This is a genomic window from Polaribacter irgensii 23-P (assembly GCF_000153225.1).
GTDB lineage: Bacteria > Bacteroidota > Bacteroidia > Flavobacteriales > Flavobacteriaceae > Polaribacter > Polaribacter irgensii.
In genome coordinates this window covers 2,351,838-2,376,969 of record NZ_CH724148.1, presented here as the reverse complement: position 1 = coordinate 2,376,969, position 25,132 = coordinate 2,351,838, and the positions used below count along the sequence as shown (strand labels likewise).

General features: G+C 33.2%; 21 protein-coding genes. 4 read left to right on the top strand and 17 right to left on the bottom strand.

From position 1 onward, the window contains the following. Positions 1-105: 105 nt before the first annotated feature. From PI23P_RS10575 to PI23P_RS12855, 13 genes are all read right to left on the bottom strand, one after another. The gene (locus PI23P_RS10575) at positions 106-801 is read right to left on the bottom strand and encodes a hypothetical protein (RefSeq protein WP_004570846.1); all 696 of its coding nucleotides are present in this window, start codon (positions 799-801) and stop codon (positions 106-108) included. 907 nt (positions 802-1,708) lie between these two features. Next, positions 1,709-2,296 (bottom strand): hypothetical protein, encoded by a 588-nt coding sequence (locus PI23P_RS10565; protein ID WP_238300023.1) that lies wholly within the window; start codon positions 2,294-2,296, stop codon positions 1,709-1,711. Between the two features lie 715 nt (positions 2,297-3,011). Beyond that, on the bottom strand, positions 3,012-3,224 hold the full coding sequence (locus PI23P_RS12550) for a hypothetical protein (protein WP_155811768.1): 213 nt from the start codon (positions 3,222-3,224) through the stop codon (positions 3,012-3,014). A 1,070-nt stretch (positions 3,225-4,294) separates the two neighbouring features. Continuing rightward, the gene (locus tag PI23P_RS12545; protein WP_004570842.1) at positions 4,295-4,447 is read right to left on the bottom strand and encodes a hypothetical protein; all 153 of its coding nucleotides are present in this window, start codon (positions 4,445-4,447) and stop codon (positions 4,295-4,297) included. 701 nt (positions 4,448-5,148) lie between these two features. Continuing rightward, positions 5,149-6,651, bottom strand: coding sequence for an aldehyde dehydrogenase family protein (locus PI23P_RS10560; protein ID WP_004570841.1), 1,503 nt, complete (start codon positions 6,649-6,651; stop codon positions 5,149-5,151). Between the two features lie 211 nt (positions 6,652-6,862). Continuing rightward, positions 6,863-7,696, bottom strand: a complete 834-nt coding sequence (locus PI23P_RS10555) for a helix-turn-helix domain-containing protein (protein WP_004570840.1) — start codon at positions 7,694-7,696, stop codon at positions 6,863-6,865. Positions 7,697-7,893: 197 nt separating this feature from the next. Continuing rightward, positions 7,894-8,565: a haloacid dehalogenase type II gene (locus PI23P_RS10550; RefSeq protein ID WP_004570839.1), complete on the bottom strand. Its 672-nt coding sequence runs from the start codon at positions 8,563-8,565 to the stop codon at positions 7,894-7,896. Between the two features lie 482 nt (positions 8,566-9,047). After that, positions 9,048-10,889, bottom strand: a complete 1,842-nt coding sequence (locus tag PI23P_RS10545; RefSeq protein WP_004570838.1) for a PLP-dependent aminotransferase family protein — start codon at positions 10,887-10,889, stop codon at positions 9,048-9,050. Between the two features lie 700 nt (positions 10,890-11,589). Then, positions 11,590-12,465, bottom strand: a complete 876-nt coding sequence (locus PI23P_RS10540; protein WP_004570837.1) for a YkgJ family cysteine cluster protein — start codon at positions 12,463-12,465, stop codon at positions 11,590-11,592. A gap of 603 nt (positions 12,466-13,068) precedes the next feature. Continuing rightward, complete coding sequence (locus PI23P_RS10535; protein ID WP_004570836.1) at positions 13,069-13,467, bottom strand: NUDIX hydrolase; 399 nt, start codon at positions 13,465-13,467, stop codon at positions 13,069-13,071. 196 nt (positions 13,468-13,663) lie between these two features. After that, on the bottom strand, positions 13,664-14,500 hold the full coding sequence (locus tag PI23P_RS10530; RefSeq protein ID WP_004570835.1) for a DUF6671 family protein: 837 nt from the start codon (positions 14,498-14,500) through the stop codon (positions 13,664-13,666). A 6-nt stretch (positions 14,501-14,506) separates the two neighbouring features. Next, on the bottom strand, positions 14,507-15,865 hold the full coding sequence (locus PI23P_RS10525; RefSeq protein WP_004570834.1) for a dihydroorotase: 1,359 nt from the start codon (positions 15,863-15,865) through the stop codon (positions 14,507-14,509). 657 nt (positions 15,866-16,522) lie between these two features. Further along, complete coding sequence (locus PI23P_RS12855; protein ID WP_018942521.1) at positions 16,523-16,657, bottom strand: hypothetical protein; 135 nt, start codon at positions 16,655-16,657, stop codon at positions 16,523-16,525. A gap of 541 nt (positions 16,658-17,198) precedes the next feature. Between PI23P_RS12855 and PI23P_RS10520 the strand changes: the two genes are divergently transcribed. Next, positions 17,199-17,564, top strand: coding sequence for a hypothetical protein (locus tag PI23P_RS10520; protein ID WP_004570832.1), 366 nt, complete (start codon positions 17,199-17,201; stop codon positions 17,562-17,564). Between the two features lie 233 nt (positions 17,565-17,797). Here PI23P_RS10520 and PI23P_RS10515 read toward each other — a convergent pair whose 3' ends face one another. Then, complete coding sequence (locus tag PI23P_RS10515; RefSeq protein WP_004570831.1) at positions 17,798-18,712, bottom strand: ABC transporter substrate-binding protein; 915 nt, start codon at positions 18,710-18,712, stop codon at positions 17,798-17,800. A gap of 165 nt (positions 18,713-18,877) precedes the next feature. After that, positions 18,878-19,264 carry a hypothetical protein gene (locus tag PI23P_RS10510; protein WP_004570830.1) on the bottom strand — a complete coding sequence of 129 codons (387 nt, stop codon included), beginning with the start codon at positions 19,262-19,264 and terminating at the stop codon, positions 18,878-18,880. Positions 19,265-20,665: 1,401 nt separating this feature from the next. Here PI23P_RS10510 and PI23P_RS10495 point away from each other — a divergent pair. After that, on the top strand, positions 20,666-21,124 hold the full coding sequence (locus PI23P_RS10495) for a hypothetical protein (RefSeq protein ID WP_004570828.1): 459 nt from the start codon (positions 20,666-20,668) through the stop codon (positions 21,122-21,124). A 12-nt stretch (positions 21,125-21,136) separates the two neighbouring features. Continuing rightward, positions 21,137-21,343 (top strand): helix-turn-helix transcriptional regulator, encoded by a 207-nt coding sequence (locus PI23P_RS10490; protein WP_004570827.1) that lies wholly within the window; start codon positions 21,137-21,139, stop codon positions 21,341-21,343. 520 nt (positions 21,344-21,863) lie between these two features. On the opposite strand, the gene PI23P_RS10485 is transcribed toward PI23P_RS10490, so the two are convergent. Then, positions 21,864-22,694 (bottom strand): sulfurtransferase, encoded by an 831-nt coding sequence (locus PI23P_RS10485; protein ID WP_004570825.1) that lies wholly within the window; start codon positions 22,692-22,694, stop codon positions 21,864-21,866. 1,236 nt (positions 22,695-23,930) lie between these two features. Then, positions 23,931-24,641, bottom strand: a complete 711-nt coding sequence (locus tag PI23P_RS10480; protein ID WP_004570822.1) for a nitroreductase family protein — start codon at positions 24,639-24,641, stop codon at positions 23,931-23,933. On the opposite strand from PI23P_RS10480, the gene PI23P_RS10475 reads away from it, so the two are divergent. Next, entirely contained in the window at positions 24,636-24,971 is a 336-nt protein-coding gene (locus PI23P_RS10475) for a winged helix-turn-helix transcriptional regulator (RefSeq protein WP_004570821.1), read from the top strand. The two genes, PI23P_RS10480 and PI23P_RS10475, sit on opposite strands and share 6 nt — an antisense overlap. Positions 24,972-25,132 lie beyond the last annotated feature (161 nt).

Here is a 25,132-nt window from a genome sequence, read left to right as displayed (position 1 = left end):
AGGAGTGAAGTTAATAAATAATTCACAGATAGAAAGTCCGTGAGGACTTTCGTAAGTAGGCTAGAAGTAAGCAATTAAATTTACACGGTGTTGGCAGCTGGCTGTTTATTCATTCAATGAAATGAACTCGATAAAATTTCGTCCATTTTTTGAAACGTTATCTCCTAATAAATTCCATCCGCTGCTTGACGTCAGTGTGCTGAATATTCCGCTATCTGTATTCGTAAATCCATAATTGTGTAAGTCTTTGAAAGCAAGTTTAATAATTTCAATATTTGCTTCGGGAATTACTTTTGGAAAAAAAGAACTAAAACTACCAGATATAATGGATTCATCAAGTCCATTTATTTCAAGATACTTTTTTGGAAAAGCTAAAAAACTCAATATTTTGATGTGCAATAACGAAAGATTGTCAACGAGATTCAAATAATATTCTTTTTCCGTTTGAGTAATTTTAAACTCTATTAATGAGTTAATTAATATGGCTCTGAAAGCAATTATTTTTTCCTTTTGATAATTTTCTACAGCCCCTTTAAAGCATTTTTCAAAAATAAAAGCGTATTCATCTGACTTCAGATAGTTTTTATTTATTTCATTTTCTAATTCAGATAAATCTCTTGCTATATTTTCTGTAAACTCCATAAGTCTCAATTCGCGTTGAGAAGGAATGTAATCAGACATTAATGAGGCAATTCCACTTCCAACAGGAAAATTTGCTAAAATGGCTTTAATTCCATTGATTATATGTTGGGAATTATTAGATTCCTTTAGGTGATTTTCTATTTTCTCAATTTTCCTCATTTTTTGTTTTCCTGCTTGTTGCCAACTTGTTTATAGTCTTACCTTTTATCCGTATTAGTTTCTATATTGGGGGGATAGGCGGAACTTTATACGTTTTTGTGTTTTTCTTTTCAGCGTCAAATTATTGAAAAAAAAGACTTCTAGCTTTCAAAGTTGTACAAAACGAACGGCTCCTTTTATCTATCGGATAAGGATTTAAAAGCAAACTTTTTCAATAGTAACTTCTGAAACAAAACTACATTAAAATAGCATTCGTATCAATCCCCGAAAATGGTATGATTTAGGTATCCCTGTAAATAGGGTATACCTTTGCAGTTACTTTAAAGTGGCGTGTTTTTTTTAGAAGGGGATTTTTGGAGTGTACCGGTATTATTCGCATAAAATAGCCGATTAAAAATCCTTTTACTTTCGCATTGTAAACAAAAATAGCAGTCCAGAACGGGCTTTTAGCTGGCATTTCACTGCTGTTTTTAGAGATCTGGTTTCGTTATATTTTTTTCTTTTTTCATATTGTAGTAGTGTTGATAAATGATGAATATAAAAGAAAAAAAACCAAAAACAATTGATGAAATTTGATCGTATAAAATAATTTCATTTTTAAATCCGGTTAAAATTAATTTATTAATAAGTAAGGCTAAAAAAGAAAATGTAAACAGGCATAAGCAGAATGTGGTTAAGGGTCTATTTAAAAAAGAACTTTGATGATTTTTCAAAAAACTAATTATGAGTAAACTCACAATAAATATAGATAAGAAAAAAGTTTTTATATTTTTATAAAATTCATTTGAGTTGTTGTAATTATAAAGTACTGCAACTGAGAGGAAAAAAATTAAAAAAAGAATTGTTATTATAGAAAATTTGTGCAATTTTTTCGAAAGTTTCATAATTCTTTATTTTTATTAATACTTTATTGCTCTGGGGTATTTGGGACACATTCTAATATAACCTCAACTGTTGCTGCTATTAGTGCGAAGCCTGCGAACCCACAAAGAACCCAAGTTGCACAGGCTGGGACAAAACTTATTACTGCTGCAATCCACACGATGATAGCAACAATACAAGCTAAAATTCCAATTTTAGACAAGTTTGTTCCTTTTTTATTTAATTTAAATTGTTGATTGTTGTTGTTAAAAAGTTGAGGGTTTTCTATGTTCACAACTTTAAGGCTAATCGCTAAATTATTATATTTTTTAAAAGAGGCTATATCCAAATTGGAAGCGATTACTTTATCTTCTAAAATTTTTAATGCACTGTCTAGACCTTTGTAACCAATATTTAAAGATAATTCATCTATTAATTTAATTTCTTCTTTACTTATCAAGCTTTCTGAGAGGCTAAAAGATTTCATTTCATCTATGTTTATATCTGAAATATAGAGAACTTTTTTAGGGATTTTTAAATTTGTGTGATACTGGTCATTCACTAAGTTTAAAATTTGTTCATTTATTTCAGATTTTGAAAAGCCTTTTTTTAATTTAGATTTTAATATTTCCACTTTTTGCATATCCACTGGATTGTCTTTATATGCTTGATACATTGCATAGTCAAAAACTCTTTTATTATTTAACTCATATTGAGAACAGGAGAAAAACAAAAAACTTAAACTAAATAAAATAATGATTCTTTTGTTTCTTAAAATTTTAAATACGTTCATAACTTATTAAATTTATGAAAAAATCTTTTCGCTTTTTTTAGACTCTCTCGCTATTAAAAAAATTATACTTTTTTGATTTTGGTTATTTAATCTACTTTTTTCTTTTGTCAGTTTCAATCTTAGCATTCTTGCTGTTTGATGTTTATCCGTTTTTTACCATTTTATTGATTCTTCATGTTGTATAAAATAGTACTCACCGACAGCAGTTGCCCTTTTTAGAATATGGGTCCGAAAACGAACTTTAGGTTTCTTTTTTTATGCTTTATAAACATAGCGTATTATTTAATGCGTGTCAATCCCTGAAAACAGTATAATTCTATTATCCCTCTAAATGGGTATAGTACTGCCGTTTTATTTTAGTTATGCGTTCTTTTTTTAGAAGGGGCTTTTAGGGGAGTACTGGTATTATCCGTATAACATAGCGGATTAAAAAACCCTTTTATTTTCAGATTGTAAATCAAAACAGCAGTTAAGCAAACGCTTTTAGCTTGCATTTCACTGCTGTTCTTTTATATGTGGTGTTATGCCAAGTTCTGTTTATAGGCACTCTATCAAATTAACTCTTCCTATTTTCTTTCTTAATTTTGTCTACATAAGAAACTAAAAAGTTGATAGTTAGCAAGCAAAAAATTAAGGGTAATAATATTTCCTTAAAGCCATTTTCTGTTGCTTTTACAATACTCCATTTAACATCTGCTAAAGAGATTCCAGTCATAATGGAAGTAAAAAGTAAAAAATAGAACACTGTTTTCTTTGAATGTTTTATCATTTTTTTAATTTTTAATTAACAAGTATCTGCGACAGCATAACTGGCTCCTACTAGACATACAACAGCGAAAATACAACCTACGATTATTCCCAGCAGTGGTGCTCAAAGCCAACTTTAGGTTCTTTTCTTAAACTGTTTAAAATATAGTTTTTATTCTACCGCCTGTCAACCCCTGAATTCAGTATAATTTGCGGATCCCTGAAAATAGGGTGCAGTATTATGCTTGCATTAAAGTGTTGGGTTGCTTTCCTCTTTTTAGTGAGGGTTGGGGGGAAAGCAACGTATTTGTATACGTGTGTTGCGTGGATAAAGACGGTAGTTTGCTAAATACAACAAAACAAGGAAATCCGTCTGAACGTGCATAGAGCCATGCTTTGAATAACTGCACATAAATCATCGCAGTATATTGGGTATTATTTGAATCTGTGCGCCCATTTTCTTACTTTATAAAACGACAGCGTTTTATTATTTTTTGAAAAGCTATTGTTTTTATTTTTGCCTGTCTTACTCTTTTTTACTCTTTAGATGAAAAAGAAGTTTACAACACATTTCTATTTTTCGAAGCTCTGTGTTCTTAGTAACTACTATATACTTTTTTCAGACGCTAGGATTCAATTTAAATTTTTAGATTGGGAGAAAGATTTAAGATTGTTTGGGATTGTGTCTTTAACATTGACTCTTCTATTAGATTGGTGAAATATTTTCTAATAATTATTTTAGAGTTCGTATTTAAAATTTAGCTGCGGCAAAAAATAGGATGAAAGATTTTTCTTAGCAAATTAGACGGGGCGTTTTAGGGCAGTCAATTTTTTATAATTTCGTTTTGAAAGTGGTCCTTAAAAATTAAACACGTAGTATATGGCAGTGTATTTCAAACTCCGAAAAAAATAGGTATGCTGCGATATGCTTTGATTCGTTTGTAGATACTTCCAGCAATGTAGGCTTTTCTGTCTGTTGCACAAGTATCCCTAGAATACCCTGCGAATGCTCTTATCGCATTGTATACTTTTGTGGTTTTGGAAAGCTAAAATAGGCCTTTTCAGAGATGTGTAGTTTTTTTGCTGTGCTTATTATAACTCATCCTGCTCTGGTTGGCTGTGTCTGGAATAATAACCATATTTTTCTTCTTTACTTTCCTTCACCCGATATCCTATATTCCACACAAGACCGATGATATAGGTGATTGAGATTACGGTTCCGACTGCAAACATTACTAAATTCATGAGAATGTTTTAATATGAGTTACTAAGATAATTAATTCAAATTTGAAAATGCCATCATAGACAAAATATCTAAACCGTTGAAATAGCCTTACTAGTGTAAGCAATCGATTTTGCTCCTGTTAGAAAGCAATTTTCTTATTTTGTTTACAACGTGTATGTATCAAAAACCCAAACGTCTTCAAAAAAGCCAAAATTTGCTTTTATCTAATAGTGCTTCTGATCTCGGTAAAATTAAATTTATCGCATTTGCCCTGTTTCCACGTTTATAAATTATTGCGGATCGGTGTTTGTTTCTATTAAGTTGCGTTAAGCAAGTGATTAATGAATACATCCCGAGCCAAGAAAGTCTGTTTATACTTTTGTAGACAAGTGCGTTGCCGGCAATTCATTTCACATGCTGTTAACAGGCCAATTTTTATTCTTTTTGGATTTGCATTAGCAACGGCGATACAATATTTTATGTGATACAATCTATTTTAAGAAGTTTTTAATTTTACAGACTGCGTTGCTTTAAGGATCGTTTTAACAGCAGGGATGCGTTGTGCGTATCCTAAAATATTTCTCAATTTTATACACACGTGCCGAATTAATATTTTTTTAAATATTAAAAAGCAGAATTCTGGTGCGTCTTTCAGGAAAGGAGCGAACCAATAAAACCCCAGAGTTACCTGGGGTTTTGCTTGAAAATGAATGCCTTTTAATTAAAAGAATCCAAGAGGTTTCTTGTCATAAGAGACCAACATGTTTTTTACAACACGGTAATGATCCAAAGCCATTTTATGGTTTTCACGACCAAATCCCGATGCTTTCACACCTCCAAAAGGAGCGTGAGCAGGATATGTGTTGTATTGGTTTACCCAAACTCTACCCGCTTTAATAGCACGTGGTACTTGAAATAATTCGTGCGCATCGCGAGACCAAACACCAGCTCCTAAGCCGTATGGTGTATCGTTAGCGATAGCTATTGCTTCTTCTGTAGAACTAAAAGTAGTCAATGCTACAACTGGCCCAAAAATTTCTTCTTGAAACACACGCATGTCATTTGTTCCTTTTAATACTGTTGGTTGCACATAGTATCCGCCAGCAAGATCGCCTTCTTGTTTGCCTGCTTCTCCACCAGCCAGTACAATAGCGCCTTCCTCTTTACCAATATTGATGTAGTCAAGAATCTTTTCACATTGTGCTTTAGAAACTTGAGAACCAATCATTGTTTCTGGATCCAAAGGATTGCCCGCTTTCACTAACTTTAAGCGTTCTTGCATTCTTTCGATAAAAAGATCAGCAATGTCCTCATGCACTAGGATACGAGACGGTGTTGTACAGATTTCTCCTTGGTTCAGTGCAAACATCAATGCGCCTTCAATACATTTGCTAAAGAATTCGTCGTCTTGCGCTGCTACCGATGGAAAGAAAACATTAGGAGATTTCCCTCCTAGTTCCATAGTTACCGGTATGATATTGTCTGCTGCATTGTGGTACACTTTACGCCCTGTTTCCGTAGAACCCGTAAATGAAAGTTTTGCAATACGTTTAGATGTTGCTAAAGCTTGTCCAGCTTCTGCGCCAAAACCAGTTACGATGTTAAGTACACCAGCAGGTAAAATATCTCCAATGAGCTCCATTAACGCAATAACACTCGTAGGAGTTTGCTCTGCTGGTTTTACAACTGCTGTACAACCTGCTGCTAAAGCCGGAGCAATTTTCCAAGCCAACATTAACATAGGGAAGTTCCAAGGGATGATTTCACCAACAACACCAATAGGTTCGTTTAATACAATACTTAATGTGTCTTTGTCGTGCTCAGAGATGCTTCCTTCGTCTGCACGGATAACACCTGCGAAATACCGAAAGTGATCAACACAATACGGGATGTCTGCTGCACGTGCTTCACGAATTGGTTTCCCATTATCGATGGTCTCTAAAGTTGCTAAGTATTCAAGGTTGTCCTCCATTACTTGTGCAATTTTTAATAACATATTACTTCGTTCGGTTGCAGAAGTTACACTCCAAGAAGGAAACGCTTCATGCGCTGCATCTAAAGCAAGATCGATATCTTCTTGCGTAGAACGTGCCGCTTGGGTAAATACTTTACCATCTACAGGAGACACATTATCGAAATACTGACCTTTTACAGGCGCTACGAATTTACCTCCTATAAAGTTCTCGTACCTTTCTTTGAATTTTGGTTTTAATACATTTGCCATAATTATAATTTTAAATTATTAAATAATGCTTGCAAAAACAAGCGTGTTTTAATTACAAGGCAAATGTATGGAGTGTGCTTACTTGTGGCGTTATTGATACAGGTCAATAACTTATGAAAAAAGTTCAGTATTGTTTTTTATTACATAAAAAAAATAATACGCATATTTTAAATCACTTTGAATCAATAATTTACATTTAATTTTGTTAATTTTAAATGTCTGATGGACTAATTCCGAACTTCTTTTTGAAGGCTATACTGAAGTTAGACAGGTTGTTATACCCAATATCGAAGTAAATATCCGATGCTTTTAGAGCACCTACTTGCAGCAGTTCTTTTGCTTTTCGAAGGCGCTTGTCTTGAAGCCATTTTCCTGGAGGTTCCTTATATTCAGCAGTAAAATGACGTTTAAAAGTAGAGAGACTCATGTTACAGAGAAAAGCAATTTCTTCTAGTTTTAGGTTGGAGTTGACATTGCTTTCTACGATGTTTTTAAATGGCGAAATCTTTTTTGAGATTAACGAGTGCAAGTAGTATTCAAAAGTAGCACCGTATTTGTTTAATAAATACAGCATAATTTCTTCAAATTTTAAAACTAACAAAGCGTCACTATAACTGTGATTTGTAAAAGTGTGAGACGACAAAGAGTTAATAAAAGTAGCAATATAATCGTCATTTTCAATCACAAAATAAGGCACATCTTCTTTATACGGCTTTACGTCGTTTGTATATTTACTTAAAAAGTCAGTCAGTTTTTTTTCAGAAAAGAAGAAAAGTTTGCAGTAATAAACGGTTTCAGTACCTAATAATTCAGTCCAAAGCCAATTTCCCTTCTTAAGTAATAAGGATTGTGCTTTATTTACGGCAACCGATGCGCCAGCAAAATGTACTTGCTTTTTACCAACTTGTAGAAAGCTAAACATATTCATACTTAAATTTACTTTACTTTTTACCACATCGTTCGACATCTTAAAATCATAAACAAAGATGTCTTGAGAACTCTTATTATTTTGAAAATAAATTTCAGGTATGTTTTCTATGGGCATTTTTTTCTTCTTTTAAATTCGTATTTGAGTGCAGCTGCAGCAGCGACAACCTTGTTTATTTTATCAAATCTAGAAACAGCACAAAATTCAAATTCGCAATGATTCAAGTGCTTGTTATTCTGCATTTCTAAAAGGGTACTAGCGATACTTGATCGGTTTTGTAAAATAGGGTTGTATCAAAATTAATCTTTTACTTTTCAATACTTGACCTGAATTATTTGCTGAATTAAATCGCGTAAATTGGACGCATTAAAATCTGGCTGCAAGTAATAAGGATTGTATATTTCTCGCTTCCGTTTGATGTAAGCAGTAGTAAGTCCAATTTTTTTTGCTCCAAATAAATCCCAATCATGGGTTGCAACCATGACTATGTTTTCAAGTTGTAATTCTTCTCGTTGCGCTGTTGCACGATAAATATCTTCAAAAGGCTTGTAATTCTCAACGTTGTCTGCAGAGTAATAAGAATCAAAAAGGTCTATAATTCCTGCATTTGTCAGTTGTTCTTTCATCATTTCTAAAGACGAGTTCGAAACAGCAATAACGAGAATGTGATGCTCTTTTAAAACTGTAAGAGCCGGTCTTACATCCTCATAAGCGGGTAATTTTCTAAATGCGCCAAGTATTTCAGCTTTTACAGCACCGCTTAAAGATTTGTTATTTTCGAAAAACAAATTTTCTAAAGCAACAGCGGCCAATTCTCCAAAATTTTTATACACGCCCATAATTCCCATGATCGTCGAGCTGTGCAATAATTTTGTGAACCAATATTTTAGAATATACGGATCGTCAAAGTGTTTCTTAAAATGTTCCTTAAGTAAACTTAGGTCTAATAAGGTTTCGTTCATGTCGAAAAATACTGCTTTTTTCATGCTATTTTATTGCTGTGTTGTGAACCAATATTGCTGCCGATCTATCTTAAGAATTGCTGTATTATTTTTTTATTAAGTTTTAGTTTCTTGCTTTTTTTACGAAATACTGGCGAACGCTCTTAGCTTCTGTGTGTGTGTAAAACAGTAAACAAATAAAATAGTTAGGATAATTTTTACTTTTAAATTAAAACTTATAAGCGTTAAGTATTTATATACCATAGTATTATTGGGTAATAAACAATAATTTTTTTGATTAATTATCAATTCAAAAATATAATAAAATAGACTAGTAAGTTCTTTTTTTCTGATTGGCTTCCCTCTTGTGATTTACTAATATGTTACGAATTACATATTGAAATTAATCTTTATGACAAATTATCCTAAAACTTTTAAATTATTTTTTCACACAACAACACTTTAAAATATTTTGGTAATTCGGAATATATATTAAACGTTTTTTTACCAGCTTATTTGTAATTAAATTAGAGATTTTTCATAAATTTTAAGAACACTTTTTTATGAAGATTAAGATCTAAGTTTGGAGAAAGTGAAGCACGAACAATATAATCTTTGTCGCCTTCCTTGGTAGTTCCTTGGGTTGAAGTTGCCGGAATGGTCCAATAACAACCTTTAATTTGACCATAACTCACACAAAACTTACTTTCATCTGGAATTTCTTGAATCATTAAGTTGATGAGTTTATAATTTAGCACTCTCTTGTGTGCTTCTTTTTCAACTTCTGTAGTTCCTTTTGTAGGAAGATCTAACGAAAATACAGACGGTGTAAATCCTGCAGCGGCCAAAGCTGTCGAAACAAAATTAATTTTAGCAGTAGGCAAAGCTTCGTGAATGAAGTTTACAAATTCACGCGTATTTTCATACGCAGCTGTTATTCTTTGATTCATTGAAGGCAATTGTTCGGCCAATATTTGCATTTGAAGTATCGTCCCTTCATTATCACAAAGTTTGAGATGTGTAGCTATCTTCTCCATCAATGTTTCTGCTTTTTCGTTTCCTACGCAGTATCCGGCAGTACATTTTCCTCCACTTGGAAATTTAGATCCACTCGCATATGAAATAGCGCGAATGGTCTCAAGTATTTGACCAGTTCCTAAAAAGAGGACATTCGGACAAAAAGTTTGGTCTAAAATAAAAACAGGATCTATAGCCGTTTCACCAGACGCGGTGTTCCGTACTTTATTTAATACAGCCTTTAATGCGAGCAGCTCTGGGACTTCTACTCTCGGATTTGTTGGAATTTCAGCAATGATATAAGGCACGCCATCCTCATTTGCAATTTTATCTAAAACAATGTCGACACTTTTTACCATATCATCTGCACCATCCACAGGTAAATCTACTATTTCTACATTCTTAGTAGCAGCAGCGACCCTTCTTGCTTGGTCATTGGTCCCGCCGTAACAGTTGGGAGGAACAATAATTTTGATGCTTTTACCAGGATGTTTTTCCAGTGCATCGTCTATAAGTCCCATCATAATTGCGTACTGAATAGACAGTCCGCTAGAACCCACTAAAGGAGTCGTTTCTACTCCCGTAATATTTGTAATCGAATTGAGAACACTCTCTTTTATAACGGTGTTCAGCGGTTGAATCTCCAATGGGGTAGAGGCGATTATTGCTTGCAATGCAATGCATGCATTTGCAGGAGTCATGGCAATAGATTCCCTTCTTCTTACATGCTGTATGTCTTTAATATAGTGCTCATTTCCAGCGCCATTTATGAGCAATATACTTCCTAAGTTGGTGTGCATATTCACAAAAAAATCAACGGGTAAGCTTGGGTCAAAAACACCTATTTTATCTTGTTGAGAAATGAAAATACTACTGCCTTCAAATGGAGTAATTTCAGTGTTGCTTTTAATGTGCTTTAATTCAAATTGATAGCCATATACTTTTTTGAGTACTTCAACATCAAAAAATGTTGGAAGTTCTCCACTGTATATGATTTGAGTGTTTTTATTTTCTAATAGATTCTTTCTTAAAATAGCTAAAACAGGCATTGTTTTCGAAGAAAAACTAATAACGTTTTCCGATTTTGTGCTGTTTAATTTGCCGATTGACCACTCTAAGACGCAGGATAAGGGATGTCCTAAACGGATATAGTCGTATGCAGTTGGCAACTCATTTAATGCTGTAACGTTAGAATTTTGCTGCTGAAATAAAACTTCAAACTGATCTAAAAACTCAGTTTTTGCCAGCTTCTCATCATAAATATCTAAGCGGTGCGTTGTAAGATTCAACCAATCTATTGGCATGCTTTTGAGAATCTCTTTAATATATTTTAGTATCGTGGTATCTTGCATAAGTTTACTTTTATAGGGAGTTCAAAGGTACAATAATTAGATTTTTTTAAAGTATTCTCGTTGGATTTGTTCCGCTTTCGTGCATTCCTTGCGGCTAGCTGTGTTTGGTATTTAAGATCTGTATTTAAATGCGCGACGTATACTTATCTTAGGAACTTTAAAAACAATCTAAGGGTCTCCTTTTTTTGTGGCAAATAAAAACTATTTGGAAGGTCTTTTTATTATTCATATTGCGGAATCGACTATTCTCTATTCCTTTCATATTGTTCGCTTGCTTCTAGACGCTTTGACCTCATAAAAAGCAAACTGGAATCTTTCCCTAAGGTTTGAGATTAATTTTCTAATGCAAAGAGTATTTTTTCTTCAATCCGTTGACTTCTTATTTCTGAGGAAATATACAGGTGTTTGATTTCCGTTGCTGCAGACCTGCATGTCTTTATCGCACTGGATTCGATTGGTTTAACATCTTTAAAAACGAAAACAGCATATCTTAATTTAAAATAGCAATGCATTTAGCCGGTAAATGCCCAATCCCATTTTTTTTACGAGAATTAAATTTAAGCCTATTACTAGGTATTTAAATTCGTAATTCTTTGAATCTATTCTTTTGATTTCAAGCATTATTTTTTCATTTTTGTTTTGACGTTTTTTTAAAAATGAGTGACTCTTTGTGTTTTGTTTTAAGTCGTTCACAACAGCTTCATTCTTCTAATTCTTTAGCGCCATGTTGTATTGCTGTCGCGATCCAATGTTCTGAAATTCCTCTGGTATCTGCTCCCAATCCTCTCGACAAGTGCAACGCAATGGCAAACATTAAAACAGCGGCTTCATGAAGCTCTTGTAGCGTTTGTATATTCTCAAATTGTTCTTTTGCTTTGATCAATAACAGATCGTTGTGTTTTTGAATAAAAACTTCTGGATTTTCAAAGGTATTGTTAATTTTTGGTATCATCAGGCAGTCCATCCATTCTTGTCCGATTCTGACTGCTAACATTTCGGGAGATTCGATGCCTAATATGCGCCACAGGCCTATTGTTTTTGTGTCTCCTGAAGCAGCTAATCCGGAATCTAAAAGAAGTTCAAAAGCGATGTCAGCGATGTTTTGCATGACAGTTAAATAGTGGTCTTGTGACTTTTCGAAGGGCGCAGCAGCTTGGCCTTTAAGATAATCACCAACACTGAGCTTGGGCAGTTCTAAAACTTCAGCACAATCAGTTAGGCAAGGAAATATTTCCCCTTCGAACATATACGTTGCTTTTTCAAATTGGATTTGCCTCCCTAAGGGGTACAAGCGACAAGCTGATGGGCGCCCGAGGTGCACGCTGCAGCCGCTACTTTCGTCGTATTGACTGCACGCTTTTTGCCCTTTTTTATCTGCTGCTCCGTCAAAACGCAATTGTATGCCTCCAAATTCGCAGTAAAGATCACGAAAGACTTTTGCCGTTATTTTTTTTTCTCGACCCAATCGCATGAGTTCCCAGGGATTTAGCAGCACCGCTTTACCAAAACAGCAGGTTCCAGAGCGGGAACAGGTAAGGGGTAAAATACTTTCTGCACTAAGTTTTGTTATTTGCATTTTTTATAGTTTGTTGTTTTGGTATGCATCCTTTTATGAAAGCGAGATCACTAATTCTTTTGGCTTTTCAAGCTATCTCTAATTTTAGAAACTTTATCAGCGCTACTCTTTCTTTTTTGTAAACTAATTATTTTGTGATACGCTCTTGAACATGATTTTTTTTAGATAAGTGCACAAAGATATGGTTTCTTATCTACCGCCATTTTTTAGATAGTATAATCAAGTTTTGAATTTAAAAATGAAATACGAATGCACCTTTACTGTTTATAATTTCACCAATAGGGTTAAAAGATTAGGATGTATTAGTTGCTGTTAAATGTTTTGTTTCTTTCACATCTCTAATTTTAGAACTTATTTTTTTTAGCAAAAGTCAGCTATTTTAAATGCTGCACTTATTCTTGAGAACACGAATGCGGGTGCGGAAAGGAGTGGGGTTTAAATTACTCAAAAACGAATAATTAATTTTAGTAGTACATCTGCTTCTTTTGCTGTACTTAAAAGAGCGGTGTCTTTTTTACTGCAGAGGAATACCAATTAAAGAATGTTAATTGCTCAAGAGGAGTTTCGAAAGTAGTTTACAATTGGTTTAATCAAGTTTCGTTTTTATTTTAGTTCTCCTTTTTGTTTCAAGAATGAGAATATTTTTTTGTCCACTTCAGAAATAATTTCAAGGTCGTTATAATCTAACCATCTTATCTCTTCAATTTCATTATTTGCTTTTAAATTGCCAGAATATTTCGCTCTGTAGCAGGTCATAAGTACATGTATTCCTTCTGTTGATCCGTCAGATTGAGCAGAAAAAGTTCCAACATATGTTGCAGTGTTAGGCACTATGTCTACGCTCAGCTCTTCAGATATTTCCCGGATTAGCGTTCGTTCGTCACTTTCTCCAAGTTCACGTTTTCCTCCAGGGATATAATATTTATTTTTTCCTTTGGATTTTGTGCTTAAGATTTTCCCTTCTTTGATTTCAATAAATGCTATTTTATCAATCTCTTTCATGTTTTTTATAGGACATGCTCACGTTTATGAGCACTTTTTTAGGATGCTTGTTTTTCCTGTTGTTTCGGAGTTCGATTTATAAGAATACTGTAAAATACAAAAACCGAATAGACAATGGATGCATGCTTTTTCCAGTGCATCATAATTTGAAAAGTGGTTTTTCAAGTAAATATCAGTTTGTACTTGAGTACATTAATTAAGGGTTACAAAAATCACAATACATGGGTTCTTCAAATATTTTTTTATGTGGATATAATTCTTCTTTTTCGAAATGGCATTTTTGACAACTATATATATAACACAAGGTGGAATTTGTGGGGGCACCACACAAACTACATTCCAAACCCTTTTTTGCACCGGTAACTCCAAAACCAGGAATATTGCATTGTGGGCAGTGTGTGTTTATTTTAGTGGCTAACTTTTTAGTCGCATTTTTGATTACGGCCATTCTGCTCGGGTTGAACATGGCTCTCATATCCGTTTCTACATATACCATGTTGAATTTCTTAAGCATTACATTGAATGCTTTTTTTAATTCTTCTAAGCTTGCAATACCCTTAATAATATGTTGATTATTTGTTTTTGATGGACGCAGTATTATTCCGTGCGAAGGGAATTTTATAGCGTCGGCAAAGTTTAAAAGTTCTTGCTCGTTTAGAATGTCACCTCCGTTAAAATTAGTTGCTGTGCTGAGTTCTCTTACAATAATCTCCAAGTTATTTTTTGCATCAATAAAGATTAAAAATTCATCGTCAGCGCTTGCAAAAAAGAGGGAGGGATGGGGACCAAAAGATCCTTCGCTTGCGATTCCTAAATCACAGTTACTCGCTTCCATTGCCATTAAACATTTTTTTCTTACGGCGGCTATTGGGTCTAGCTCTCTTTCAATTTCTCCTGTAAAAGTTCCAAGAATATCTGTATCAAAACCTTTTTTCACAAAACAAACAACGCCTAACTCCTGCTCTAAAATAGGTGCAATCACCTTTTCTTTTTCGTGTTTTGTAGCAATTACTAAGTTTCTACCTTTAAACATAACGCGCTAATGTATGGTGTCTTCTGAATTAAAATCGATGGCCAGTCCTTTTTTCTCTTCATTCCAGTGGCCAGCGTCGAAGACTAAATTCCCGTTTACGAAGGTTTGTTTTATTTCTGTTTGAAAAAGTGTTCCTTCCAAGGGAGACCAACCACATTTGTATAAAAGATTCTCTTTGGTTACAGTCCATGTACTGTTCAAGTCCACCAAAGTTAAATCTGCGTAGTATCCTTCTCTGATGAATCCTCTACTGACCATTCCGTAGAGAATGGCAGGATTGTGACACATTTTTTCAATTATTTTTTCTAGTGAGATAAGACCCTGTTTGTAAAACTCTAACATGCAATTGAGTGAATGTTGCACCATGGGAGCTCCTGACATTGATTGAAAGTAGGGTTGTTCCTTTTCCTCTAAAGTGTGCGGTGCGTGGTCTGTAGTGATCAGATCTATTCTGTCGTCAAGTAAGGCCTTTAATAAGCCCGCTTTGTCTTGTTCTGTTTTTATGGCAGGATTCCATTTAATTCGCATGCCTAATCGTTCATAGTCTTTGTCTGAGAACCACAGGTGATGTACTGATACTTCCGTAGTTATTTTTTTTTCTTGCAGTGGAATATCATTTCGGAATAAGTGTGTTTCGGCAGCTGTTGTTAAATGCAAAATATGCAGTCGAGCGTCGTGTTTTTTGGCAATTTCAATTGCACGCTTCGTGGCCTGATAACAGCCTTCAGTACTTCTAATCATTGGATGGAACTTTGCGGGAATCGCATCGCCATATTTTTCTCTAAAGGCTTCCTCGTTTTTTTCAACGATCTCCTCTTTTTCAGAATGAATAGCAATAATAGATTTACAGTTTGAAAATAGTTTTTCCATTTTTTCTGGACTGTCAGCTAGCAAGTTTCCTTTTTTGGTAAAGTACAATCCGTCGTCGGAAACTCCAATAAATTTGCTTGTATCCATGGCGATAACTGCGTCAATATTGTCTCCATTCACACCAAGAAAAAACGAATAGTTGGCTAAAGATTTTTTGGAAGCAATTTCATACTTTTCTTTCAGGCTCTCAACAGTTAGTATATTGGGGACGGTATTCGGCATGTCAATGAAAGAAGTAGTACCTCCTGCAATAGCAGCTTTACTTTCGGTATATAGATCTCCTTTGTGTGTAAGTCCTGGATCTCTAAAATGCACTTGTCCGTCAATAATCCCTGGGAATAGATGTTTGCCTTTACCATCAATTACTTTGTAATTTGATTCAGTGGCAATAGTTCCTATTTTCGCAATGCGTCCGTCCGCTAAAAGTACGTCTGCAGTAAAGGATTTCCCTTCATTGACAATCGTTGCGTTTTTTATTAAAATTTTTTCGTTCATGGTTTCCTTTTCTATCGATATTCGCGAGCTCTCGAATTGCTGTGAGCAGTATTTTTTTAAATTAGTTACCGGTTTTCAGAGAACAATTTACTAAATAAAACCCTAAATAAAAAGGCTGTGAGCATTTTAGTGCATGGTTAAAATTAGCGGTAAAATATATTCATGTTACGCAGTATTGGTCTCTCCTAGTTTTTTGAAAATTTAGTTTTTCCTTTGGATAAATCTCATTTTTAAATTTATTATTAACGTAGTTTTTCTTGCAGTTACAATTCCTTTTTGATGTTAAAACAGTTTCCTGCTCTTTTGCAATGTGCTCAAATTTTTTTAGATGAACTGGTAATAACAAATGATGTATTTAATTTATATTTTGATTTTGCTTGAGCTTTTTTACATTTTGATCTGCGCTTTGGACAATGCTCAGGTCATAATTTATTCTCGATGGAGCGCATGCACAGGTTTTATTACCAATACCCTTTTTATTATTTTTTGTAGCAAGCAATAAACGAGATTCTATCAGTGCTGTTATGGCGCTTTAGATAACGATGCAAGGTGCTAAACTGCGCTCTGAAACTGGAAGGATGCATAATTCCGAAAGTGAAACCTTACAATAGAACTTGAACTAAAATAGAAAAACCGCGTGTGTAGATCATCCACACTCTATATTTTATAAATTACTTCTTCCATGATTTCTACAAATACAGCTGTAAATATCATGGCTATTTTTAGCAGCTCTTTTTTAATATATCTTTGTTCAGCAACAGACTTGAAAGATCGAATCCAATAGGTACTCAAATTTTTAATTTTTAAAATTTCATCTGTAAAGTAGCACGCAGCTCAATTTTTGTTAAAATTCACATATTCTTTAAAGTTTTGGTTTCGCATAATAGGAAAGTAGGTTGCTTGCAAACTCCTTAAAGCAAGTCAAATAATAGCGAATTTCTTTTCTGATGATGCTTCATAGTCGCATTTAAACATCTTAAAAATGACAAAGGCGACTTCTTTCAGCAGGGTTGTTTGCTTTGATAAAATAGTCCCTTTTTTGATTTTTTCTTATGAATTATGTAGCCTTCGAATACCTCCATCTCTTCTTTGGCAAGCACGAATCTTGACTCTAAATAGCCCTTTATTTTTCTAATTAATGGGAGTGTCTTTATTTCTTGTTTTCAATACTTAAAAAATTAATTTAGTAGTTGAAAAGATCAGGAAGGTACATGGGACCGAGCTTTACGAGAGCACTCTTTACTGGTCATTAAGAATACACAGGCATAGAGAATGTTTTTTGTATTTGTCTTTTATTTATATTTGATTCCTATTAACTTTAAATACAACTCTTATGAAAAATAACATTTTAAATTCAGTCTTACTATTTTTTATTACCGCTTTTATGTATTCTCAAAGTGCTGCATCAAATTTTAATGTGGGTGATGTTTTTTTAATTGGTACAGTTAAGTATAATAAGTACAAGTATATTAATTTTCCAAGAGCGAATTTTATCATAAAAAAAGGAGGTATTGCCAACTATAAAAATATTAGAGGTGAAAAAGTTGTGATAATTGCGATCGAAGAGAAAAATAATGGAAAACATGTGGCAACCATAAAACTGAGCAAACCGAAGAAATTTTTTAATAGCTATAAATATGTTACTGTGGATGTTCATCAAGCAATAAAAAACAAAGAATTGTTAAGGATTCAAGAGTAGCTTAGAGGGCACTTAGAAAAGAAGATCTTAAAAACCGCAAGTCAAATAGTTTTGTTATTTTCTTAAAAATACACATCGATTTTTCGAGTTTTAGAATTGGCATTGAACTAAAGCGATAGCGGTAACACAGAAAGGGTTTGTGACTTTTTTTATCACTCTTCTAACATATGTCGTGCACAAATGCTAGTTTTTTTTGGGTAGGAAGTATTATCTATAATTTCAGTTTGTATTTACTATTTATTTAATAGGTCATTTGTAAACAATTGCTGTAACATGATTTTTTGGTTTTCAAGCTTGTGGTCAACAAGCCATTTTAAAAAGGCAGTAATTCTCTCGGGTTTCATAAACCCACATGTTGTCTCGTTGCCAAAATAGGGAGTGGTGAAGTCAATCGAAGCCTGAATGTCAATATTTTCTTTGTCAGAATCTGTTAGATATTTTTTTAGGATGCTTAAAGATTTAGATTTATTTCCTGCAATATAGAGATACCCTTTTTGAGTCGCCTTGATAAAAAGAGCATATTCTTTTTGATTGGTGATTCGTAAATTTTTTCTTGCAATGATCACAGGGGAGTAACAATAGGGAATTCCAAATTCAGCCATAGAAAATTTGTTTAAAGCAATTTTTTTAGTTTCCGCTTCCACTCCTTCCCAATTGTCAAAGATCCATGTTGCATCTGCCGTACCTTCAAGCAGTGTGTTCCAGATCCCTAGCTTTTCGGGGTATACTATTTTCATATTGCCAGTCCCACCGTCATTTTTAACCATTTCTTTGACAATGTGATCTTCGTATCTCGCATTGTATGAAGCATATATTTTTTTATCTAAGAGATTTGGAGAATCTAAATTTGACGATTTTAGTGAGGCAATACTACTAATGTCCTCTTGTAAAATGGTGTATACAGCGATTGCGTCTACAACATTTGTTTTGTTATTTAGGCTAATGACAGTCTCAAAAGGTGCAATGGCAAAATCGGCAAAACCCAATTCTAGTTTTTTTCCTGGAGTTCTTTTATACGCATCTTCAAGCGGGTTTAAAATTTCAATGTCAATTCCATTCTCTTTATAAAATCCCAATTCTTTCGCTACAAATATTCCAATATGATTAATATTTGGGGTCCAGTCCAATGCTATTTTTAATGTTTTCATGTGTACACTTGTTTTATTAAATGATTGTCAACGTCTTTGTAAAGCATTCGCTTTCTGAGGAACTTAGGAATTCTATCTAAAAATTCCAATAGATATTGAAATTGTAACTTTGAAAATATTTAAAAATTTATCTTTTAGTTCGCCTCGGAGTATGCTATGACTTTTCTAAACCCACTCTATGCTTAGACTTTCTAGTGCTATATTTAACTCAATGAGTGCTTTTTTTTCAATAATATGTGTATCGATAGATATCTTTTTTCCATTCGTTTTCAGAATATATTTTCCTGCATATTTTTCAATCTGATTGATTTCAGATATTTTTACTTGTTTTCCAACGATATCATTAATTTTTAGGTGGTCTTTATCAACCGTCAAATATTTATAGTGCTTCATTAAAAAATATTTTGCTACAGAAAGTAGCGGCAATATAATAGAAAAGAGAGCATGCCATAAATGTTGTTCGCTATTAAATGTTAATGATCCAGTTAAGGTAAATAGGACTGCATAAAATAACTGTTTGTTTAAATGGCTTTTTCTGAATGCGATTTTCATTTTTAAATATACGGTACAAGAGTAGATACTCTTATTAGTTTTTAAATTTAGTCAATAAATTACAGACAGAAGAATTAAAAAGACGATTGTATGTAAGTCAGCATAAAGCGATTAATTTTGTGCTGCCTTGGTCGTTATTTTAGTTCAAATATGCTTCTGTAAAAATTTTTAAAGTGCTAGCTGTCAATCTTTCGATAGCCCTTCTAATTGTCTTGTTTGTTTTGGGGTGCGATGCATCCCACTATTTACGTAAGCAACTAAAAGTTAATTTGTTTCGACTCTAAGGAACAATGGGATAGCAGGGTTTTCTTTCTCTTCAGTCAAATGAAGGCCGCAAAACGGATTGAGATTTATAATGCACCAATATAGATGCGCGTTAAGTTTAAATTTAAAATGCAATGGTTTGTTGGAAAACGGAAAGTAGTGAGTCGTATTAAAAGTAAAGTTAGGCATTGCGCAGAATTTTTTTGTTTGTGTTTCACTCTTGTTTTAAGCAGTGAATTGTATCAAGTAGCACGTATCGACATTCTGCAATATGCCGTGCAAGGGCGTTTGAAATAAGATATTAAAGTGGTACTTTATTTTATCTCAAACTTTTTACGTTCGAATTGATTGGAGTGGCTTTTACTTTCTCTTTTTGTAGTAAAAAGAGGATGTCTTTGGTTTTTCCAATGAGGACTCTATTTATATGTTTATTGTCAGAATATATTATGTTTGTCTTTGAATTTCCAAGAATTTCATTTTTTGTAAATTTTACGTAAAAATTAGTAGAAAAGTACAGATAGTAAATAAACGTAAAGGCAATTAAAAAATAGCGATAGATACGGAACCAGTTTTTTTATCAAAACTGAAATTTATTTTTGAATATGTTTTTGGATATTTTCTTCTCCACGCATCGTCAAGTTTACATAAAAGTAAAACGGCTGTTATGGTAATTGTGGAAAATAACAATATTTTAAAATCCGAAAAAGGAGCAATTAAAAACTCAAAAATAGCTGCATACTCAAAAATATTTATTCCGAATTCTGAGTATTTTTGCTGCGTAAAAAGCATACCAATTCCAACAATAAGTAGATATGAAATAGTAAGAACTGTTTGTATCTCTTTTAAAATAAGCTCATACGTATCTTTAATTAATCTCTCTTTTATATTTTTTGTATTTCTGCAAACATTTCTGTATTTGCTGGGGTACTCTAGATACTAAAGTTAATAAATAATAATTGAATAGAAAGTTTACAAACATTTTAGCGAAAAGACATTTGTTAAATAGGAGGGTACTAATCAATATATTAAAAGTGATCGTTGTATTTGTTATAGTATGGTTTATCATACTAAATGTAAAGTAAATTTGTCTTGTAATTTAATTTGATTTACATTTGATTCAAATTAAAATAGTATAATATGAAAATAAATTATTTATTCCCGAACAAGTTTAAAAAAATAGGTTGGTTTATACTTTTTCCCTCATTGATTTTAGGATTGGCTGTGCTTATACTTGAATATGAGCCAATCTTCTTAGATGTTAATCTTCCCACTGTATTTATAGACGACTTTGAATTTTCAAGTAGTAAAGGATTGTTTGGATTTGTCAATAACAATATACTTAACGAGATCTTCGGAATTTTAATTATTATCAGTTCATTATTTGTTGCGTTTTCTAAAGAAAAATTAGAAGACGAATATATTTCTAAGATCAGATTAGAGTCTTTAGTTTGGGCTGTGTATGTAAATTATGGAATTCTTTTATTTTCGTTTTTATTTATTTTTGATTTTTCCTTCCTATGGGTAATGATATTTAATATGTTCACCGTTTTATTGTTTTTTATTATTAGATTTAATTGGCAAATTTCTAAACTTTAAAAGGAACCTATTATGAAGAATACGATTAAAGTAGAAAGAGCAAAAAAAAATATTACGCAGGCTGAACTCGCTGTTTTGGCGAAAGTGAGTAGGCAAACAATTAATGCCATGGAATTGGGAAAATATGTTCCGTCAACAGTTTTAGCGTTGAGATTAGCTCAAATTTTCACAGTTGAAATCAGTGAAATTTTCACATTAGAAGACTCCGATTGGGGCTAGGATGATTGCTTTGATATATGTGTTTCGTTCAATTGAGTGGTCCATTGGCTATTATAGCAATGAGACAAGAGGTGTACAATTTAAAGTTATTTTTAGGAGTACGTTGAGGGCTGTGCTAGCTCAAGTGCTTGCAGGAGGTTCAGATTTTTCTGCAGTCATATTTTAAAATATTTTTTTCAGAACGCAATTTTATTTTTAAGAGTATCTACACACTAATAAAAAAAGTTTCGAAAATTTATCTTTCTTAATTTTCAAAGAGCATGCACGTTCTGTTGAATTCTTAAATTCAGTATTGCTTTTGGTCAATAAAATAGCAATTAAAGTATTTATAGCAGCTCGAATAGGTTGATTTTGCAATACAGAAGTCATCTCATTCATTTTAAGATATACCATTTTAGGTTATGATTGCAGTGCCGTGCTGATTTTAAGAGCAGTGCTTTCTTGGTTGAGATTTTTTATTGTTACAGGTGCACGTGAGTGGGCAGTATAAAGCTTTAGGTGTTTCGATTGCTGAACACTGTTATTCAGCATTTTCTGTTAACTTTTGAAGTTCTGCCCATTCAGACCAAGAACCATCGTAAATATGCAAGCCTTTTTTATTTAGTATTTCACCAGCAAGCATTACAATACACGCTGTTAGCCCAGAACCACAGCTGTATATTATGTTTTTATTGTCAGGGCAGGGGGTCTTAAAGATTTCTTTCAGCTCTGATGTTGTTCTGAACTTTCCTTCATCAAGAACCAAAGGGTACGGAATGTTGACTGAATTTGGAATATGCCCACTTTTTAAATGTTTTCTTGGTTCTTTTTCAGTTCCGTTAAATCGCCCTTCTGATCGAGCATCAATTACAGTGAAGGATCTGGTATTTACATTATTGATAATATCTTGATAGCTTTTTATAAAATCATCATTGGGTAAAGCTTTAAAATTTCCAAGCGCGTAATTTTCAAGGGCCCGAGGTACCAGTGAAAACCCTTTTTTTATCCATTCAGGAAGCCCTCCATCTAATACTGAAACTGTGTGGTATCCCATCATTCTAAACAACCACCAAGCTCTTGGGCTCGAATAGATTCCATTCGCATCAAATATAACGATCTTTGATGTTTGATTGATTCCTAGCTTTTGACATTCAATTTCAAATTGTTCTTTTGAGGGCGCTGTGTTTGGAAAGGAAGCATTTTTATTAGAAAACTTTCCATTTATGTCAAAATATCGAGCACCAGGAATTGTCTGATTTTTTTGAATGGCATGTTTTTCTTGGATATTTATTTCCAAGGTCGCGTCCAATAAAATTAAATTGTCGTCTCTTAAATGAGTGCGTAGCCAATTTACGGAAACTAATTCAGTCATATTATTTTATGTTGTTTTGCAAGTTGAGTGGCTCCAGTTATTCTTAATGCTTTAAATTTTGTGGGCGATTGCAGCGCATTACTTTTTCGTTCTGTTTATCCATCTATTTTTCTTGTTTATGAACAGAGTCAACTGTTTCTCCGTCCTTTTTTTTTAATAGAATTCCGTTGTTTCTTAATTTTGCTGTTTTCCTTTTTATCATTCCGGAGATACCATCGTAAAAATGTTAGTTTGGCCTTTTTGGATGGTTATTCCGTGAGGCTGAAAAACTTTTTTTTTATTCGTTAAGAGAATTTTTTGCTCACTTCTTACATTCCGCGAAACAAATTTATTGAACCTTCCATTTCAATGTTTTCGAATGGAGCTAATTGAGGTTTACTTTTTTCCAATTCTTGATGTCAACCGAATACTAAATTTCTTTGACACATAGGGGAATGCTAATCCCATAAAAACTCCAAAAAAAACACCTTAAAAAATGCAACTTTGGAGGCTGTTTATTTTCTCGCTAAAGAAATAATCAAGTGCTACTAATAAACCAACATATAAAAGTCCAATCATAATGATTGATATAATTTGATATTTCCACTTCAATTTTATCATTGTTGCTGCGATTGTTGCAATTTTGGTTTGATGCACGAAATGCGTAGTTGCCTCTTTTTACTACTAAAGTAATAAATAAATTAGAGGTAGAAAATCTGAAAGACTTTTAGAAGTCGAGAAGAAATAGTATTATTCACATTACACTTGTTGTAGTGCATTATTTGTAGTTCTTTTTTAATTTATTTACAAGTGTATATATAGCGAATCAGTGAAGTGCGTACACCGTCTGCTTCTTTTACTTTTAAGGTTTCATTTTTTATTGTTTTAACTATTGTCTTTTTTGACAATTGTCACTGTTTTGCGATATCAAATGAGCTCATTTAAAGGAGATAAATATTTTAGGCAGTATTTAAACCTTCCTTTCATCGCAATAAGGAATATGTTTAAGAATCAGAGACAATAAAAGAGGGCCTCAATACTAAATTACTTTGATTGTAAATAATTGAAATAACACTTTTAAACTTTTGACACTCGTCATTATAAAATGACGAGTGTCAAAAGTAAGTGCCTTTTAGGTTGTGACGAGAAAGCGGTAAACAAAAACGGTTCGAATAGGTATCCAAACCGTTGACATTGTGTTGTCTATTGACACAGGATTTTATGAAGATTAAGCCAGTGTATTTAAAATAAATGTTTTTATATTGCTTCGATTACTTTGGTAATAGCTCTTCTATATTTTGGATTCTTGCTTGGTTGGTTTACATCTGTTTCGTCTCTAAAACCAATAGCAACAGCCATCAGGGTTGCGTAGTCCGTCTGTTTTAATATTTTATCATAATTTTTTGGCTCAACTCCTTCCATCGGTGTGGCGTCTATACCCATTTCAGCACAAGCACTTAAAAAAACACCTAAAGCGAGATAAACTTGTTTATCAAACCAAAATTTTATTTGTTCTTCTGTTTGCGGTTTTATAAATTCTTGATAGTAATTAACTGCACCTTTTGCCAGTTCATTCTCAATTTGTTGTTCGAATAAGGGGATCTTGTCAATTCGACTAAACACGACAACAGTGTCACTGTCAAGAATTCTCTGGGTGTTTAACCAGGATACTTCTGAAAGCTGCTGCTTTGTGTCATGATCGGAAACAAAAGTAAATTTCCAAGGTTGACTGTTTATAGATGATGGACTTAAATGTAAAATTTCTTTTAACTCCTCAATTTTTTTGTTTTCTATTTTCTTGCTAGCATCATATGTTTTTGTTGTATATCGCTGCTGCATCAATTCTTTAAAGCTCATGTTTTTAATTTTTATTAAACTATCCTTTTTATAGTTGCAAAAGTAAGTATCGTATTTTATATTTGCAATAGCGGTCAATAAGGATAGTTTAAATTTAATTGAGTAATGCATACTTTTAATGGAAAAGAATACCCCTGCTGTACAAGTTTAACCATGGGGGTGATTGGTGGGAAATGGAAAACGGTAATCTTATTTCATCTTATCGGAAGAACATTGCGATACAATGAATTAAGAAAAGAAATACCAATGGTAACCGAACGAACTCTAAGTTTGCAACTGAAGACCTTAGAAGAGGATGGCATTATTAAAAGAAAAGTATACACTTCAAAGCCTCCTTTAAAAGTAGAGTATTCCTTAACAAATTTTGGTGAAACTTTAATTCCGTTAATCCATTCTATTTCGGATTGGGGCGCCTCTGTGGTGGAAAATTCTACAAATTAGAACGCCTTTAGCTGCTTGCTAGTTGTTATTTATTACAATTATTTCGCACGTATATTTTCTTAAGAACTATAAAATTATGTAGCCACGCAGCTGCAGTTTAAAGTGGTGTCTGTAAAAAAAAACAAAGGGATTTCTTTAAGCTATCCTCTGGTATTTGAACA

Excerpts from the sequence above, each read along its gene's own strand:
- PI23P_RS10510 (WP_004570830.1), bottom strand. The coding sequence starts at position 19,264 with ATGAAAATCGCATTCAGAAAAAGCCATTTAAACAAACAGTTATTTTAT.
- PI23P_RS10535 (WP_004570836.1), bottom strand. The coding sequence starts at position 13,467 with ATGAAAGAGATTGATAAAATAGCATTTATTGAAATCAAAGAAGGGAAA.
- PI23P_RS12545 (WP_004570842.1), bottom strand. The coding sequence starts at position 4,447 with ATGAATTTAGTAATGTTTGCAGTCGGAACCGTAATCTCAATCACCTAT.
- PI23P_RS10475 (WP_004570821.1), top strand. The coding sequence starts at position 24,636 with ATGCATACTTTTAATGGAAAAGAATACCCCTGCTGTACAAGTTTAACC.
- PI23P_RS10575 (WP_004570846.1), bottom strand. The coding sequence starts at position 801 with ATGAGGAAAATTGAGAAAATAGAAAATCACCTAAAGGAATCTAATAAT.
- PI23P_RS10490 (WP_004570827.1), top strand. The coding sequence starts at position 21,137 with ATGAAGAATACGATTAAAGTAGAAAGAGCAAAAAAAAATATTACGCAG.
- PI23P_RS10540 (WP_004570837.1), bottom strand. The coding sequence starts at position 12,465 with ATGCAAATAACAAAACTTAGTGCAGAAAGTATTTTACCCCTTACCTGT.
- PI23P_RS10560 (WP_004570841.1), bottom strand. The coding sequence starts at position 6,651 with ATGGCAAATGTATTAAAACCAAAATTCAAAGAAAGGTACGAGAACTTT.
- PI23P_RS10515 (WP_004570831.1), bottom strand. The coding sequence starts at position 18,712 with ATGAAAACATTAAAAATAGCATTGGACTGGACCCCAAATATTAATCAT.
- PI23P_RS10525 (WP_004570834.1), bottom strand. The coding sequence starts at position 15,865 with ATGAACGAAAAAATTTTAATAAAAAACGCAACGATTGTCAATGAAGGG.
- PI23P_RS10480 (WP_004570822.1), bottom strand. The coding sequence starts at position 24,641 with ATGCATTACTCAATTAAATTTAAACTATCCTTATTGACCGCTATTGCA.
- PI23P_RS10530 (WP_004570835.1), bottom strand. The coding sequence starts at position 14,500 with ATGTTTAAAGGTAGAAACTTAGTAATTGCTACAAAACACGAAAAAGAA.
- PI23P_RS10550 (WP_004570839.1), bottom strand. The coding sequence starts at position 8,565 with ATGAAAAAAGCAGTATTTTTCGACATGAACGAAACCTTATTAGACCTA.
- PI23P_RS10495 (WP_004570828.1), top strand. The coding sequence starts at position 20,666 with ATGAAAATAAATTATTTATTCCCGAACAAGTTTAAAAAAATAGGTTGG.
- PI23P_RS10520 (WP_004570832.1), top strand. The coding sequence starts at position 17,199 with ATGAAAAATAACATTTTAAATTCAGTCTTACTATTTTTTATTACCGCT.
- PI23P_RS10545 (WP_004570838.1), bottom strand. The coding sequence starts at position 10,889 with ATGCAAGATACCACGATACTAAAATATATTAAAGAGATTCTCAAAAGC.
- PI23P_RS10485 (WP_004570825.1), bottom strand. The coding sequence starts at position 22,694 with ATGACTGAATTAGTTTCCGTAAATTGGCTACGCACTCATTTAAGAGAC.
- PI23P_RS10555 (WP_004570840.1), bottom strand. The coding sequence starts at position 7,696 with ATGCCCATAGAAAACATACCTGAAATTTATTTTCAAAATAATAAGAGT.
- PI23P_RS12550 (WP_155811768.1), bottom strand. The coding sequence starts at position 3,224 with ATGATAAAACATTCAAAGAAAACAGTGTTCTATTTTTTACTTTTTACT.